This is a genomic window from Streptomyces spiralis (assembly GCF_014654675.1).
GTDB classification, from domain to species: Bacteria; Actinomycetota; Actinomycetes; order Streptomycetales; family Streptomycetaceae; genus Streptomyces; species Streptomyces spiralis.
The window spans coordinates 51,767-67,107 of the sequence record NZ_BNBC01000039.1; the positions used below are offsets into that span (position 1 = coordinate 51,767).

The following is a 15,341-nucleotide window of genomic DNA, read 5'->3' on the forward strand; positions in this document are numbered from 1 at the left end:
ATCCGCGACGCGAGCCGCGGGCACAGGCATGGGCACACCACCCGTTGTGCCGACAGGAAGCGCGCTCAAGTCGTGCCCGATATGAGCGTTGTCGTACGTTTTGTCATACTGTGATTCTCGCGTGAGCACTTGGAGCGGCCGTGGGCGCACCTCCTCCTCCCCGCCCCTTTCTCGGGGAGCGTGCCGTCCGCGATGTGAAGGAGTTCGTACAGATCGCGGCGGAGCTGGGCCAGGCCAGCAGCGGGCACCACAACCAGAACTACGTGCTGCCCCTGACGGAGCACATGGCACGCCTGCTGCACCGGGAGGCCGGCACCTCGGTGACCGTCCGGATCCGCCGCGCCGAGGCACTGCCCGTGGTGATCAGGACGTGGCCGGACGAGTCGGCGATCCTCGACTCCATCCGGGGCGTGCTGCCGAACGTCCCCGAGTGCCTCGTCAAGCGTGACTCCTTCGCGATCCACAGTTACGTCGAGGGCGTACCCCTCTCCAGCGTCTGCGCCAACGGAAAGCCGGTCGACGGACTGCTCGTGCGGGCCCTGGCGGAACTGCTCGCCCAGATGACCCAGGTCCGCCGAGAGGCGCTGCCCCCGCTGCCGGCGGAGTGGCCGCGCAACGACAAGGACAGCCAGGGCTTCCTGCAGACCCTCGCCCGCCGTGCGGATCGGCAGATCCGGCAGCCCAATTGGCAGGGATTTGGTGGGCTGTTCGCCGCGCTGGGCATTCCGGAGGACGCCCTGGTCCAGTTGGCGGACCGGGTACCGGCCATGGCCCGGCGGCCCTACAGCCTGCTCCACGCGGATCTGCACCGTGACAACCTGATCATGTCCTACGGTGGTGATCCGCCCCTCATCTGCGTCGACTGGGAACTGGCCACCTACGGCGACCCCCTGCACGACTTGGCGACGCACCTGGTCCGGATGCGCTACCCCGGCCACCAGTGGGGCGAGGTGATCGACGCCTGGGCGGCGGCCATGACCCGCATCCGGCCCGCGGCCGTCAACGGCCTGGCCAAGGACCTGCGGCACTACGTCGCCTTCGAACGGGCACAGTCCGTCTACCCGGACGTGATGCGGGCCGCGCAGGCCCTGGAGGACGCACCTGACCAGAAGAGCCTGGACGAGGCAGCGGCCTCCGTGTGCCGGGCGCTGGAGGTGGCCGCCCAACCCCTCGGATTGAGAAACGTCCCGGACGCGGCGGAGGTGGAACGCGTCCTCTTCCGCTGGCGGGCCTCCCGGACGGCGGTGCGGGGCGGCCCGGGCCGGGCGACCGGAACGATCTCGTGGTCGTGGGACCGCCGACTCCCCGAACGCTCCGACTTCCCCGCCGCCGCCGTCGAACACGCCCTGGTCGCCGAGGGAATGGCACCGGCCAGCCGCGTCTTCAAGGGCACCGCGCATCTGAACTCGGTGGTGCGGGTGCCGGGCTACGACCATCCGGTCGTGGTGCGCCGCAAAGTGGCAAACGTCTGCCGGAGGGAACCGAGCTTCCTGAGCGAGCACGCCGTACTGGTGGCCATCGAGCGGTCGGGGCTCCCGGTGGCGGCACCGCGGGTGCTTGCTCTGGGCCGCAGCCACCGGGGGGAGCAGTACGCCATCCACACCTACGTCGGGCCCGAGGACACCGACCGCCCGCCCAGCCATCCGGTGCACGGCCTGCTGCCGCATGAGGCGGACGGGCTTGTCGACCAGCTCTGCGCGCTGACCCGCGTGGACTACGACCCGCTCGACCCCGTGGCGGGCAACGAGACCTTCTTCACCTGGCTCTGCGACCAGCTGGTGATCATGGTGGGGAACCTGCCGAAGGAGTCGCAGCAGCTGGCCTGGCTCCTGGGTCTGCCCGACGCCCCCCGGCTCCGCCAGATCCTGAGCCGGTACCGGGTGAGCCCGCGCCGGCCTGCCCTGCTGCACGGGGACCTGAACCCCTGGAACCTGGTGCGCCGGGACGACGCCCTGGCGCTCACCATCATCGACTGGGAGATGGCCCTGATCGGTGATCCCCTGTACGACCTGGTCCGGCACATGCACCTCACGCCGACCCGCCCGGAGATCCGGCAGCGCATGTTCCGGCGCTGGGAGCGCGGTCTGTCGGAGGAGTACACGGCCGACTGGCCGCAGGACTGGCGCGTGTACCGGTGGATCGAGACGGTGCGCTCCGCCTATGTGGACCTGGACCGCCTGGTGACCGGCGCCAGCCTCGACGCCCCCAACGTGCGCAGGGCCGTCGACTCGTACGCGATGACCCTCGCCGCGGCCACCGGCTCCCTGGGGCTGAGGGTCCGCTCCACCGCGAACCCCTATCTTGCCCGCGCCCTGGCGTAGGGACTCCGCCGCGGCGGCAGCGGCCGGCCCCCGACGACGACGCCGCAGATGGGCGTGCCGGCCCCCGCGTCTGCGCCATGATCCGCCGGACAGGCCCTAGGGTCGTCGACATGACCGAGCCCGTCGTCGTCGAAGCCTTCCGGGACGTTCCCGTCACCACGCTCGCCGATCTGCTGGGGCGCGAGCAGGTCATGGACATCGGGATCCGGCCGCTGTGGCAGCCGGTGCCGCGCGTGGCCGGGCCGGCGTTCACCGTGCGCTGCCCGCCCGGGGACAACCTCATGCTGCACGCCGCCGTCCACCGCGCCGAACCCGGCTCGGTGATCGTCGTGGAGTCCGGCGACCTGGACTACGCGCTGGCCGGCGGCAACGTGTGCGCCGTGGCGCGGCGCAGAGGTGTCGCCGCCTTCGTCGCCGACGGCCTGATCCGCGATCTCGCCGAGGTACGGGAGATGGGATTCCCGGTCTTCGCCCGGGGTGTCATCCCGGTCCCGGGCGGCAAGTCGGTCGCGAGCCCTCTGAACCGGCCCGTGCGCTGCGGCGGGGTCCAGGTCGACGCCGGGGACATCGTGGTGGCCGACGAGGAGGGCGTGGTGACGGTGCCGGCCGCCCGCGCCGACGAGATCCTGACGGCGGCGCACGCACAGCTCGTCAAGGAGGCGACGCAGACCCCGGAGGAGTGGGAGAGCGCCCATCGGGCGCGCATCGACGGGATCCTCGGCGAGCAGGGGTTCGAGGTCTGAGCCGAGGCCGGGCCACGGACCTCCTCGAACCCCCGCCCGCGCACGGCAGGGTCAGGCTCCCACGTAGGCCGCGAGGTGCTCGCCGGTGAGGGTGGAGCGGGCGGCGACGAGGTCGGCGGGCGTGCCCTCGAAGACGACCCGGCCGCCGTCGTGGCCGGCGCCGGGGCCGAGGTCGATGATCCAGTCGGCGTGGGCCATGACCGCCTGGTGGTGTTCGACCACGATGACCGACTTGCCGGAGTCGACCAGGCGGTCGAGGAGGGCGAGGAGCTGTTCGACGTCGGCCAGGTGGAGGCCGGTCGTCGGTTCGTCCAGCACGTAGACGCCGCCCTTGTCGGCCATGTGCGTGGCCAGCTTCAGGCGCTGGCGCTCGCCGCCGGAGAGCGTGGTGAGCGGCTGGCCCAGGGTGAGGTAGCCCAGGCCGACGTCCGCCATGCGCTCGAGGATCCTGTGGGCCGCCGGGACCCGCGCCTCACCCGTGGCGAAGAACTCCTCGGCCTCGGTCACCGACATCGCCAGCACCTCCGCGATGTCCCGCCCGCCGAGGGTGTACTCCAGCACCGACGCCTGGAACCGCCTCCCCTCGCACTCCTCGCAGGTCGTCGCGACCCCGGCCATCATCGCCAGGTCGGTGTAGACGACCCCCGCGCCGTTGCAGTTCGGGCAGGCCCCCTCGGAGTTCGCACTGAACAACGCCGGCTTCACCCCGTTGGCCTTGGCGAACGCCTTGCGGATCGGCTCCAGGAGACCGGTGTACGTCGCCGGGTTGCTGCGCCGCGAGCCGCGGATCGGGGTCTGGTCGACCGAGACGACGTCGGCGCCGGCCGGCATCGAGCCGTGCACCAGCGAGCTCTTTCCGGAACCGGCGACACCGGTGACCACGCAGAGCACGCCCAGCGGGATGTCGACGTCGACGTTCTGGAGGTTGTGCGTGGCCGCGCCGCGGATCTCCAGGGCGCCCGTCGGCTTGCGCACCGTGTCCTTCACCGACGCCCGGTCGTCGAGGTGGCGGCCGGTCAGGGTGCCGCCGGCCCGCAGGCCCTCGACGGTGCCCTCGAAGCAGACGGTGCCGCCCGCCGCACCGGCGCCGGGACCGAGGTCGACGACGTGGTCGGCGATCGCGATGGCCTCCGGCTTGTGCTCCACGACCAGCACCGTGTTGCCCTTGTCGCGCAGGCGCAGCAGCAACTCGTTCATCCGCTGGATGTCGTGCGGGTGCAGCCCGATGGTGGGCTCGTCGAAGACGTACGTGACGTCGGTGAGGGACGAGCCGAGGTGGCGGATCATCTTCACGCGCTGGGCCTCGCCGCCCGACAGCGTGCCCGCCGGCCGGTCCAGCGAGAGATAGCCGAGGCCGATCTCCACGAACGAGTCGAGGGTGTGCCGCAGGGAGGCCAGGAGCGGCGCCACCGTCGGCTGGTCCAGCCCCCGTACCCACTCGGCCAGGTCGCTGATCTGCATCGCACACGCGTCGGCGATGCTGACGCCGTCGATCTTCGACGACCGGGCCGCCGCCGTGAGCCGGGTGCCCTCGCAGTCGGGGCAGACGGTGAAGGTGACCGCGCGGTCCACGAACGCCCGGATGTGCGGCTGCATGCCCTCCTTGTCCTTGGCGAGCATCGACTTCTGGATCCGCGGGATCAGACCCTCGTAGGTCATGTTGATGCCCGCGATCTTCATGCGGGTCGGTTCCTTGTGGAGGAAGTCCTGCAACTCCCGCTTGGTGAACTTCCGGATCGGCTTGTCCGGGTCGTACAGGCCGGACTCGGTGTACAGCCGGTAGTTCCAGCCGCCCGTCTTGTAGCCGGGGATCATCAGGGCTCCCTCGTTGAGGGAGAGGGAGTCGTCGTAGAGCTGGGCGAGGTCGAGGTCGGTGACCGTGCCCCGGCCCTCGCAGCGCGGGCACATGCCGCCGGTGATGCTGAAGCTGCGCCGCTCCTTCATCTGCTGCCCGCCGCGTTCCACGGTGACCGCACCGGCGCCGCTGATCGAGGCCACGTTGAAGGAGTACGCCTTGGGCGAGCCGATGTGCGGCTTGCCGAGCCGGCTGAAGAGGATGCGCAGCATGGCGTTGGCGTCGGTGGCAGTGCCGACCGTGGAGCGCGGGTCGGCGCCCATCCGCTGCTGGTCGACGATGATCGCGGTGGTCAGCCCGTCGAGCACGTCGACCTCGGGGCGCGCCAGCGTCGGCATGAAGCCCTGCACGAAGGCGCTGTAGGTCTCGTTGATCAGCCGCTGCGACTCCGCGGCGATCGTGTCGAACACCAGGGAGCTCTTGCCCGAGCCGGAGACACCGGTGAACACGGTCAGCCGGCGCTTGGGGATCTCGACGTCGACGTCCTTGAGGTTGTTCTCGCGCGCGCCGTGCACGCGGATCAGATCGTGGCTGTCGGCCGTGTGCGGCGCGGCCGGCGGCGTGTCCGCCCTCGTGTCCCTGCTCATGGTGTCTCCATCCGCCCTTCACGCTCTGCGCGGTCTGTGTCGGTCCCGCCCGCTCGATCCAACCAGATGCGAGCGGGACGTCCGCCGCCCTTTCCGGGGCGGTGCCTCTCGGTCGGCGGCTCCGTTCACCGGTCCTGGAGCAGCCCGAGAACGTTGCCGTCGAGGTCGGTGAAGGTCGCCACCAGGCGGCCGCCGCCGACGTCGTGCGCGGGCTCCTTCACGGTGGCGCCCGCGGCGGTCACCTCGGCCAGCTTGGCCTCGATGTCCGGCACGTGCCAGTAGGTCACCGGCGAGGTCATGCCCTGCGGGCCGCCGCCGGGCACCAGCCCGATGTGCTGGCCCGCGGCCTCGAAGCCGACGTAGTAGGGCGCGTCGGCCTGCGGCTGGACGCCGAGCAGGGCGGCGTAGACCTCCTTGGCCTTGGCCAGGTCGGAGACGGGGTGCAGCACGGTCTTGATGCCCTGGGTGGGAGAGCTGGTCATGGTCACTCCTGTGGTCATTGAGCGGTCATCGAGCCGTTGTCGAGTGGCCCTGGATCGCTCGTGGATCGGTCGTGGGTCGGCCGACGGTGCGTCCGCCGGATGACGACAGCAGTCACGCTAGGGGTGGCCGAGCGGCCCGCGCTTCTCGAATCCTGACCGGTTCCCGGTCGGCCCGGTGCCCGCCTCGTACACTCTTGCAAGCGGGGTGCTTGCAATTGTTAGCGCCGTTGGTGCAAGCTGGAGGCATGGCATCGCTCAACGTCGGCAACCTCGGTGAGTACCTGCGCGAGCAGCGGCGCAACGCGCAGCTGTCGCTGCGGCAGCTCGCCGACGCCGCCGGGGTGTCCAACCCGTACCTGAGCCAGATCGAGCGCGGGCTGCGCAAGCCGAGCGCGGAGGTGCTGCAGCAGGTCGCGAAGGCGCTGCGGATCTCCGCCGAGACGCTGTACGTGCGGGCCGGCATTCTCGACGCCGAGCGGGACCGGGACGAAGTGGAGACGCGGGCCGTCATCCTCGCCGACCCCTCGCTCAACGAGCGGCAGAAGCAGGTGCTGCTGCAGATCTACGAGTCCTTCCGCAAGGAGAACGGCTTCGGGGCGGGCAGGGCGGACGACGCCGAAGGCGGCGCCGCCCGTGACAAGGACATCCGCGCGGCCGACGACGGAAGCGGCGGCACCATACGGCCGGCCACCGTCCCCGAGCCGGACGGCGGCCACCCCGCCCCCGCCGAGCACCCACCCCGCACGTCCGGCGGCAACGACGCCGATCCGCGGCAGGCGGCCGGTTGATCCCACGGCCCCCTACGGCCGGCTCGACGGCCGGGCCACCGCGGCACACCGAAACCCTCAGCCGAAAGCGATCCGGGAGGATCAGTCACCATGGCCATCACCGACGACCTGCGCAAGACCCTCAGCGACCCGACGCCGCTCTACTTCGCCGCGGGCACCGCGGACCTGGCCCTGCGGCAGGCCAAGAAGGTGCCCGCCCTGGTGGAGCAGCTCCGTGCCGAGGCCCCGGCCCGTATCGACGCCGTGCGCAACACCGACCCGAAGGCCGTCCAGGAGCGGGCCACCGCCCGCGTGAAGGAGACCCAGGAGACCGTCCAGACCAAGGTCACCGAGTTCTGGAGCTCCTTCGACGCGGACCTGAAGAAGTTCGGCACCAACCTCGACGCCGACCTGAAGAAGCTCGGTGAGACCGCCCAGGACCTCGCCCTGCGCGGGGTCGGTGTCGCCGCCGAGTACGCCGTGAAGGCCCGCGAGACCTACGAGAAGGTCGCCGAGCACGGCGAGCAGGCCGTGAAGACCTGGCGCGGCCAGGCCGCCGAGGGCATCGAGGACCTCGCCGAGGAGGTCGAGGAGCTCGCCGTCGCCGTCGAGCCCGAGGCGGACAAGCCCGCCGGGTCCACCGAGTCCAAGGCCGCGCCGGCCGCGAAGAAGGCCCCGGCCAAGAAGGCCCCGGCGCCGCGCAGGACCACGACCACCACCGCCAGGAAGACCACCCCGCCCGCCAAGTAGGTCAGGGCCGGGCAGAGGCACGCCTCACCCGTCCGGGCGACAGGCGTACGGGCCGGGCACCCTTGGGGTGTCCGGCCCGTTCTCCGGGTACGGTGGCCGCGTAGGAGTCGGAGAGAACGGGCGGTGGACAGCATGCTGATGTTGGGCTTCGCGGGGTTCCTGGGGATTCTGAAGATCCTCCTCATGGCCCTGGCCGCGTTCGGGCTCGTCGACGCGGCGATCCGCCGGGAGGACGCGTTCCGCGCCGCCGACAAGCAGAACAAGGTGTTCTGGCTGATCATCCTGGGCCTGGCGCTCGTCGTGAGCTACCTGTTCTCGATCTTCATGTTCCTGCCGGTCATCGGCGCGATCGCGAGCATCGTCTACATCGTGGACGTACGGCCCGCGCTCAAGCAGGTCTCCGGCGGCAGAGGCTGGGGCGGCCGCCGCGGCAGCAGCAGCGACGGCCCGTACGGGCCGTACAACGGCGGCCGGTGAGCCGACCGCCGTTCACCGCGCCCGACCGCCGTTCACCGGGCCACCGGGTCTCGGACGCCCGGGGCTCGGTGTCAGGCCCTACGGCTCGCGGTCCAGCAGGACCAGTGCCACGTCGTCCGTGAGCTCGCCGCCGTTGAGCTCGCGGGCCTCGTTCACCGCCGCCCGCAGCAGCTCCTCGCGGCGCCTGCCCTGGGCGAACTGGCGGCTGACCATCTCCAGCATGCCGTCCTGGCCCAGCCGCTCGCCCTCCGCGCCGATCCGGCCCTCGATCAGGCCGTCGGTGTAGAGCATCAGACTCCACTCGGCGCCCAGCTCCACCTGCGTCCGGGGCCAACGGGCGCCGGGCAGCAGGCCGAGGGCGGGGCCGTTGTTGTCGTACGGCAGCAGCCGGGCCGGCCGGCCGGGGGTGATGACCAGCGGGGACGGGTGGCCGGCCAGACACAGGCCCGCGCGGCGCCCGTCGGGCGCGATGTCCACCGTGCACAGCGTCGCGAAGATCTCGTCGTCGGCGCGCTCGTGCTCCAGCACCTGCTGGAGCGTGTTCAGCAGCTCGTCGCCGCACAGGCCCGCCAGGGTCAGCGCCCGCCAGGCGATGCGCAGCTCCACGCCGAGCGCCGCCTCGTCGGGACCGTGCCCGCAGACGTCGCCGATCATGGCGTGCACGGTGCCGTCCGGGGTGCGCACGGCGTCGTAGAAGTCGCCGCCGAGCAGCGCGCGCGAACGGCCGGGCCGGTAGCGGGCCGCGAAGTGCAGCATGGAGCCGTCCAGCAGGGGCGTGGGCAGCAGACCGCGCTCCAGACGGCGGTTCTCCTGCGCGCGCAGCCTGCCCTCGGCGAGCCGGCGCTCGGCGGTGTCGGAGCGCTTGCGCTCCACCGCGTAGCGGATCGCCCGGCTCAGCAGGCGCCCGTCCAGCTCGTCGCGGAACAGGTAGTCCTGGGCGCCGACCCGGACCGCCTGGGCGCCACGCTCGGCGTCGCCGGACGCGGTGAGCGCCAGCACGGCGTGCCGGGGCGCGAGCTCCAGTACGTGCTTGAGCACGGCCAGCTCGTCGTCGTCACCGGAGCCGGACCCACCGGACCGGCCGGGGGCCGGCAGCGCGAGGTCCAGCAGGATGCAGTGGACGTCGTCCGTGAGCAGCCGCTCGGCCTCGGTGAGGTTGCGGGCGGTGCGGACACGGATCGGCTTGCCGGCCGAGTCGAGCAGTTCGGGCACGATCGGCCAGCCGCCGGGATCGTCCTCGATCAGCAGCAGGGTGAGATTGGTGGTGTGGCTGAGATGCGTGCTGTGGGTGCTGGTATGGCCGCTGTGGCGGTTGTCCTTCTCGACCGTCGTTTCCTTCGGCTTCGTGGCTTCCCGGTGCGGGGCCGGTGCCGCGGAAGGGCCGCCGCCGTGGAACACGGTCTGCGCCTGACCACTCTCCGCGGCCGGGATCGCTCGCTGCCGCGGTACGGGCACGGGCATCGTCCTGGATTCCTTCCCTCCCCCCGAGGGCGTGGTGAGTACGAGGAACCGCCCCACCGCTGGGGACCATAGCGGTAGTCGGCGCCGCATTGGAATGGTGTGAGGCGCGTCGCTCCGGCTTCGGCCACTGTCATATGCCGCGATCCGTACCGGAGTTGGACAGGGCGCCCCCGCGGCTGGAATGACGAAGCTCACGTCGCCTGCGGGTTTGATCTCGAACCCGGGTGGGGTGCGTCACATGGCGCAGGTCACCGGGGCTCGAACAGCGGAGAACCTCAGTCCGTGTCCGGCCGTACGACCCCGAGGATCGGCATCTCACCGGCCCCCGCCAGAGTCACCGTCCGCCCCGGGCGCGGGGCGTGGATGATCGCGCCGTCGCCGACGTACATCGCGACATGGCTGGCGTCGTCGAAGTAGATGATCAGGTCGCCCGGGCGCATGTCCTTGATGTCCACGTGCCTGAGCTGCTTCCACTGCTCCTGCGAGGTGCGCGGGATGGGCCGGCCGGCCGCGGCCCAGGCCTGCGAGGTCAGCCCGGAGCAGTCGAACGTCTTCGGCCCCTCGGCGCCCCACTCGTACGGCTTGCCGATCTGGGCCGTGGCGAACTTCACGGCCTTGCGCCCCGCCTCGGAGGCCTTGCCGCGGACCTCCTTGAGGATCCCGGTGTCCAGCCACGCCGTCTGCGCCCGCTGGGCGGCCTGCTTCTCCAGCTGCGCCAGGCGGTCGCGCTGCCGCTTCTCCAGCTTGGTCTGGAGCTTCTCCGCCTCCTTGATCCGCTGCTGGATCCGCTTCTTGGCCCCGGCCTTCTCCTTGCGGTTGGCCTCCAGCTGCTCCCAGCGGTCGTTGGCGTCGTCGGCGTACTGCTCCAAGTCCTGCTGGGTGCGGGTCATTTCCTGGATCAGGCCCTTGGCCGCGTGCTCGCCCTCCAGCACCCGGCCGGCACCGTCGAGGAAACTCTGCGGGTCGTCGCTGAGCAGCAGCTGGGCCTGCGGCGGCAGCCCGCCCGTGCGGTACTGGGCGCGGGCCGCTGCGCCGGCGCGGTCCTTCAGCCGGTCCAGCTTCTTCTGTCCGTCGACGATCTTCCGGGCCAGGTCGACGATCTCGGCGGACTGCTTCTTGCTCTTCTCCTCGGCGGCGTTGTAGGCCTCCGTGGCGACGGCCGCGTCGTGGTAGAGCGTGTCCAGCTTGGTGCGGACGGCCTCCAGGTCCTTGTCGAGGCCGTCCGAGGGGGAGGCGGGGGCGTCCGGGGAAGAGGACGGAGAGGAGGAAGAGGAGGCGGAGGCGGTGGGTGTCGGACGCCGGGTGGGCTGCTGCGCGTTCGCGAACGCCGTGCCCGATGCCCCCAGCACGGTGACCGCGCAGACCACGGTCACGGCCGCCGCGAGCGCACTTCGCCTGCCCCGTCCCATACCTCAGCCCCCACCTGATTAACCGTCAGTAACTTACGTTGCCTGGGGGATCGTGCCATGTATCCGCCCAAAGCAACAGAGGTCGGGCGACAGCGGCCGGGCATGGTCAACTCCCTCATCCCTGCCCCGCGACCGGCGCTCTTCCCGTCTGTGTGACGAACGACTCACGAAGATCGTTCCCCGCAGGTCAGCCGCGTGGTGCCAACGCCCGCCAGGCCACCGTCACTTCACCCTGGCGCCACCGCCCCGGCCCGTCCGTCACCGGCCAGTCGGCCGCGAGGTCGCGCACCGCCCGCATCCAGCGCTGACGGGCGCCGTAGGAGGCGTAGGGCGCGGCGGCCGCCCAGGCGCGGTCGAAGTCGCGCAGGAACGCGTGCACCGGCTCGCCGGGGACGTTGCGGTGGATGAGCGCCTTGGGGAGGCGTTCGGCGAGGTCGGAGGGGCGGTGCAGGGAGCCGAGACGGGTGGCGAAGGTGACCGTGCGGGGGCCTTCCGGGCCGAGCGCGACCCACACGTGCCGTCGGCCGATCTCGTCGCAGGTGCCCTCGACGAGCAGGCCCCCGCGCGAGTGCCCGTCCGCCGGGGCGAGCCGCGCGCACAGCCGCTCCCAGACGGCGGCGACCTCGCCCTCGTCGTACTGGCGCAGCACGTTGGCCGCGCGGATGAGCTGCGGGCGCCGGGGGACGGGCACCTCGAAGCCGCCGTGCCGGAAGACGAGCCCGTCGCGCTCGTAGGGCCGGGCCGCCGCCACCCGGGCCGGTTCGATCTCGATGCCCACCACGCGCGCGCTAGGAGCGACGGTGCGCAGCCGCTGCAGCAGCTCGACCGCCGTCCAGGGGGCGGCGCCGTAGCCGAGGTCGACGGCCACCGGATCGGCGGCGCGGCGCAGCTCGGCGCCGTGCACGGCCGCGATCCAGCGGTCCATGCGGCGCAGCCGGTTGGGGTTGGTCGTCCCGCGCGTCACCGTTCCCACGACGGGGGTCCCCCCGCTCGAGCGAAGCCGAGCGTGGGGGAGGGTCGCGGCGCGGGATGTCATGGATACGAGGGTATGGGGGCACTCGGTGTCCGATGGGCACGATCCGTACGCCACGTGACGCAGACCACGGTCCCCGCCGGGTCGGGCGGAACCGGTCGAGCACGGTACGCACCCCGGCGTCGAACGGTTGAGCGAGATCGGGTAATGATTGGGCAAAGGGCCCGGCAGTGGAAATGGACCCGCGACCTGGCGTGTTGGCGCTTGAGGGGCGCACCGCGCCCTCGTCCGGCAGGGTCAGCAAGGAGGAACGCCACGTGAGCCAGTACGTCAGCAGGCTCGGGCGGCGTTCCCCGGCGGCGCCCACCCGGCTGCGGCTGCACCGCCGGCCCCGGCGCGTCGCCATGCTCTCCGTGCACACCTCCCCGCTGCACCAGCCCGGCACGGGCGACGCCGGCGGCATGAACGTCTACATCGTGGAGCTCGCCCAGCGCCTGGCCGCGCTCGGCATCGAGGTGGAGGTCTTCACCCGGGCGACCGAGGGCGGCCTCCCGCCCGCCGTCCAGCTCGCCCCCGGCGTCCTCGTCCGGCACGTCGACGCCGGTCCCTACGAGGGCCTGGCCAAGGAGGACCTGCCGGCCCAGCTGTGCGCCTTCACCCACGGCGTGATGCAGGCCTGGGCGGGCCACCGCCCCGGCCACTACGACCTCGTGCACTCGCACTACTGGCTCTCCGGCCATGTCGGCTGGCTCGCCGCACAGCGCTGGGGCGTGCCCCTGGTGCACGCCATGCACACCATGGCCAAGGTCAAGAACGCCAACCTGGCCGACGGCGACACACCCGAGCCGGCCGCCCGCGTCATCGGCGAGACCCAGATCGTCGCCGCCGCCGACCGGCTGATCGCCAACACCGACGAGGAGGCCGAGGAGCTGGTACGGCACTACGCCGCCGACCCGGCCAAGGTCGCCGTCGTCCACCCCGGCGTGAACCTCTCCCGCTTCCGCCCCTTCCCCACGGGCACCGGCGCCTTGTGTTCGGAGGACGCCCGGAGCGCCCGCGCCGCCGCCCGCGAGCGCCTCGGCCTGCCGCGGGACGCCCTGATCCCGCTCTTCGCCGGCCGCATCCAGCCGCTCAAGGCCCCCGACGTGCTGCTGCGGGCCGTGGGCATCCTTCTGGACGAACGGCCCGAGCTGCGCTCGCGGATGGTCGTCCCCGTCGTGGGCGGCCCCAGCGGCAGCGGCCTGGCCAAGCCGGAGGGCCTGCAGAAGCTCGCGGCCCGGCTCGGCATCGCCGACGTCGTACGGTTCCGCCCGCCCGTCGGGCAGGACCAGCTCGCCGACTGGTTCCGGGCCGCGTCCGTGCTGGTCATGCCCTCCTACAGCGAGTCGTTCGGCCTGGTCGCGATCGAGGCGCAGGCCGCCGGGACGCCGGTGCTGGCGGCGGCCGTCGGCGGCCTGCCGGTGGCCGTGCGCGACGGCGAGACCGGATTCCTCGTCCAGGGCCACGACCCGGCCGCCTACGCGCGGGTCCTGCGCGGCTTCGCCGACGATCCGGGACGCTCGGAGCGGATGGGCGCCGCCGCCGCCCGGCACGCGCGGTCCTTCGGCTGGGACGCCTCGGCGGCGGCCACGGCCGAGGTGTACACGGCCGCGTTGCAGGCGCATCGCCGTCGCGTACGCTCCCAGCATGGGTGATGTGGAAAAGGCCGGGCAGACCCTCGAGGCCGTCTTCAAGGACGCCGAGCTGGAGTGGGAGAGTCCCGAGCCCGGGAACTACGTGGTCAGGCTCCCCGGCACCCACAAGCTCTCCACCACGGTCTCGTTCCTGGTGGGCCGTCACTCCCTGTCGCTGAACGCCTTCGTCATCCGCCACCCCGACGAGAACGAGGCGGGCGTCCACCGCTGGCTGCTGGAGCGCAACCTCAAGATGTACGGCGTGGCCTACGCCGTCGACCGGCTCGGCGACGTCTACGTCACCGCCCGGCTGCCGCTGGCCTCCGCCACCGCCGAGGAGATCGACCGGCTCCTCGGCCAGGTCCTTCAGGCGGCCGACGGCGCCTTCAACACCCTGCTGGAGCTGGGCTTCGCCTCCGCGATCCGCCGCGAGTACGCCTGGCGCGTGTCACGCGGCGAATCCACCCGGAACCTCGAGGCGTTCACGCATCTGACGCAGCGTCCGGCCGACTGACGCACGCGCGATCCGCTCAGTCTCTCGAGCTGAGCCGGTAACGCCCCGGCGTGACCCCCACCAGCCGCTTGAAGTGCCGGGTGAGGTGCGCCTGGTCGTAGAACCCGGTGACCGGGGCCACCTCGCCCGGCGGCCTCCCCTCCAGCAGCAGCCGGCGGGCGCGCTCGACGCGCCGGGACATCAGGTACTGGTGCGGCGCGATGCCATAGGCGGTGCTGAACGCCCGTACCAGATGGGCGGGGTGGCTGTGCAGCAGTCGCGCCGCCTCGTCGAGGGCCAGCCCGCGCGTGACGCGCTCGTCGAGCAGCTCGCGCAGGGAGCGGGCGAGGGCGGGATCGCGCGGCGGCCGCCGCGCCGCGGCGCGGGGCTGGAGATGAGCCCGCAGCCGTTCCCCGATGAGCGACAGCCTGCTCTCGGCCTCCAGCTCGTCACCGGGGTGCCCGAGCACGCCGTGCAACTGCCCGACCCGGTGCCGCAGTACGGGATCCCGCAGGTCGGGTCCGTCGACCGCGGGGCCGATGAGATCCTCGCCGAGGTGGGTGGCGTCGAGGTACAGGACCCGCTTGCGGAAACCGTGCGGGGTGGCCGGCGAGCCGTTGTGCGGGACGTGCGGCGGCAGCAGCGAGACGGTGTCGTGCGGGGTGCCGTGCTCGTGCCGGTCGAGGTCGTAGCGTACGGCCCCGTCGTCGACGATCAGCAGCGTCCAGGCCTCGTGGACGTGCATCGGGTACGCGTACTCGGTGAAGTGGGCGTGGAAGACCTCCACGACACCCGGGATGCGCGGGCGCCAGGCGGAGACTTCGGGCGGGACGGCGGCCACGCAAAGAACGTACAAGACCCGGTGTCCGGACGCCGGGCAGTCTCATCCCATGAACACCGAACCGACCGCAGGCCCCGTCCGCTTCGACACCAAGATCGCCGTGCTGCTCCGCGAGGACCTGGAGCCCTGGCAGCGTCTGAACGTCACCGCCTTCCTGGTCAGCGGCCTCGGCACCGCCGTCCCGGAGGTGATCGGCGAGCCGTACGAGGACGCCGACGGGGTGTCCTACCTGTCGATGTTCCGCCAGCCGGTCCTGGTCTTCGAGGGCACGAAGGAGACGCTGACGGCGGCACACGGCAAGGCCCTGTCGCGAGCCCTGCCGCGCGCCGTGTTCACGTCCGACCTGTTCGGCACGGGCAACGACCGCGACAACCGGGCGGCGGTGCGGGCGGTGCGGAGCGGCGACCTGGACCTGGTGGGGCTGGCGGTGTACGGCCCGAGGAACGCGGTGGACAAGGTGCTGAAGGGGGCACGGATGCACCCGTAGGCATCCGTGGCGCCCTTGGCCC

At 72.1% G+C, this 15,341-nt stretch carries 14 protein-coding genes; 8 read left to right on the top strand and 6 right to left on the bottom strand.

Annotated features, from left to right (window positions below):
• The first annotated feature begins 140 nt into the window (after positions 1 to 140).
• Both IE318_RS31990 and IE318_RS31995 read left to right on the top strand, forming a co-directional pair.
• Positions 141 to 2,321: an aminoglycoside phosphotransferase family protein gene (locus tag IE318_RS31990; RefSeq protein ID WP_189905964.1), complete on the top strand. Its 2,181-nt coding sequence runs from the start codon at positions 141 to 143 to the stop codon at positions 2,319 to 2,321.
• A gap of 110 nt (positions 2,322 to 2,431) precedes the next feature.
• Positions 2,432 to 3,064, top strand: a complete 633-nt coding sequence (locus tag IE318_RS31995; protein ID WP_189905966.1) for an RraA family protein — start codon at positions 2,432 to 2,434, stop codon at positions 3,062 to 3,064.
• 51 nt (positions 3,065 to 3,115) lie between these two features.
• On the opposite strand, the gene IE318_RS32000 is transcribed toward IE318_RS31995, so the two are convergent.
• Positions 3,116 to 5,506 carry an ATP-binding cassette domain-containing protein gene (locus tag IE318_RS32000; RefSeq protein ID WP_189905968.1) on the bottom strand — a complete coding sequence of 797 codons (2,391 nt, stop codon included), beginning with the start codon at positions 5,504 to 5,506 and terminating at the stop codon, positions 3,116 to 3,118.
• A gap of 125 nt (positions 5,507 to 5,631) precedes the next feature.
• Positions 5,632 to 5,988, bottom strand: coding sequence for a VOC family protein (locus IE318_RS32005; protein ID WP_030164741.1), 357 nt, complete (start codon positions 5,986 to 5,988; stop codon positions 5,632 to 5,634).
• A gap of 245 nt (positions 5,989 to 6,233) precedes the next feature.
• On the opposite strand from IE318_RS32005, the gene IE318_RS32010 reads away from it, so the two are divergent.
• The 3 genes from IE318_RS32010 (at position 6,234) to IE318_RS32020 (ending at position 7,982) form a co-directional block, all read left to right on the top strand.
• Positions 6,234 to 6,776, top strand: a complete 543-nt coding sequence (locus tag IE318_RS32010) for a helix-turn-helix domain-containing protein (protein ID WP_189905970.1) — start codon at positions 6,234 to 6,236, stop codon at positions 6,774 to 6,776.
• Positions 6,777 to 6,866: 90 nt separating this feature from the next.
• The gene (locus IE318_RS32015) at positions 6,867 to 7,505 is read left to right on the top strand and encodes a hypothetical protein (RefSeq protein WP_189905973.1); all 639 of its coding nucleotides are present in this window, start codon (positions 6,867 to 6,869) and stop codon (positions 7,503 to 7,505) included.
• Positions 7,506 to 7,637: 132 nt separating this feature from the next.
• Positions 7,638 to 7,982, top strand: coding sequence for a DUF2516 family protein (locus IE318_RS32020; RefSeq protein ID WP_030164751.1), 345 nt, complete (start codon positions 7,638 to 7,640; stop codon positions 7,980 to 7,982).
• Between the two features lie 78 nt (positions 7,983 to 8,060).
• Here the strand turns inward: IE318_RS32020 and IE318_RS32025 are convergent, their stop codons facing one another.
• From IE318_RS32025 to IE318_RS32035, 3 genes are all read right to left on the bottom strand, one after another.
• Positions 8,061 to 9,443: a PP2C family protein-serine/threonine phosphatase gene (locus IE318_RS32025; protein WP_189905975.1), complete on the bottom strand. Its 1,383-nt coding sequence runs from the start codon at positions 9,441 to 9,443 to the stop codon at positions 8,061 to 8,063.
• A 275-nt stretch (positions 9,444 to 9,718) separates the two neighbouring features.
• Positions 9,719 to 10,852 (bottom strand): C40 family peptidase, encoded by a 1,134-nt coding sequence (locus tag IE318_RS32030; protein ID WP_189905977.1) that lies wholly within the window; start codon positions 10,850 to 10,852, stop codon positions 9,719 to 9,721.
• A gap of 187 nt (positions 10,853 to 11,039) precedes the next feature.
• Positions 11,040 to 11,825 (bottom strand): class I SAM-dependent methyltransferase, encoded by a 786-nt coding sequence (locus IE318_RS32035; protein ID WP_189905979.1) that lies wholly within the window; start codon positions 11,823 to 11,825, stop codon positions 11,040 to 11,042.
• A 317-nt stretch (positions 11,826 to 12,142) separates the two neighbouring features.
• On the opposite strand from IE318_RS32035, the gene mshA reads away from it, so the two are divergent.
• Positions 12,143 to 13,519 carry a D-inositol-3-phosphate glycosyltransferase gene (gene mshA, locus IE318_RS32040; protein ID WP_189905981.1) on the top strand — a complete coding sequence of 459 codons (1,377 nt, stop codon included), beginning with the start codon at positions 12,143 to 12,145 and terminating at the stop codon, positions 13,517 to 13,519.
• Positions 13,512 to 14,012: a type III secretion system chaperone family protein gene (locus tag IE318_RS32045; RefSeq protein WP_030164766.1), complete on the top strand. Its 501-nt coding sequence runs from the start codon at positions 13,512 to 13,514 to the stop codon at positions 14,010 to 14,012. The genes mshA and IE318_RS32045 overlap by 8 nt, the downstream gene beginning before the upstream one ends.
• Before the next feature lie 16 nt (positions 14,013 to 14,028).
• Here the strand turns inward: IE318_RS32045 and IE318_RS32050 are convergent, their stop codons facing one another.
• The gene (locus IE318_RS32050) at positions 14,029 to 14,832 is read right to left on the bottom strand and encodes a helix-turn-helix transcriptional regulator (protein WP_189905983.1); all 804 of its coding nucleotides are present in this window, start codon (positions 14,830 to 14,832) and stop codon (positions 14,029 to 14,031) included.
• A 49-nt stretch (positions 14,833 to 14,881) separates the two neighbouring features.
• Here IE318_RS32050 and IE318_RS32055 point away from each other — a divergent pair, with 49 nt between their 5' ends.
• The gene (locus IE318_RS32055; protein ID WP_189905985.1) at positions 14,882 to 15,319 is read left to right on the top strand and encodes a DUF2000 domain-containing protein; all 438 of its coding nucleotides are present in this window, start codon (positions 14,882 to 14,884) and stop codon (positions 15,317 to 15,319) included.
• Positions 15,320 to 15,341 lie beyond the last annotated feature (22 nt).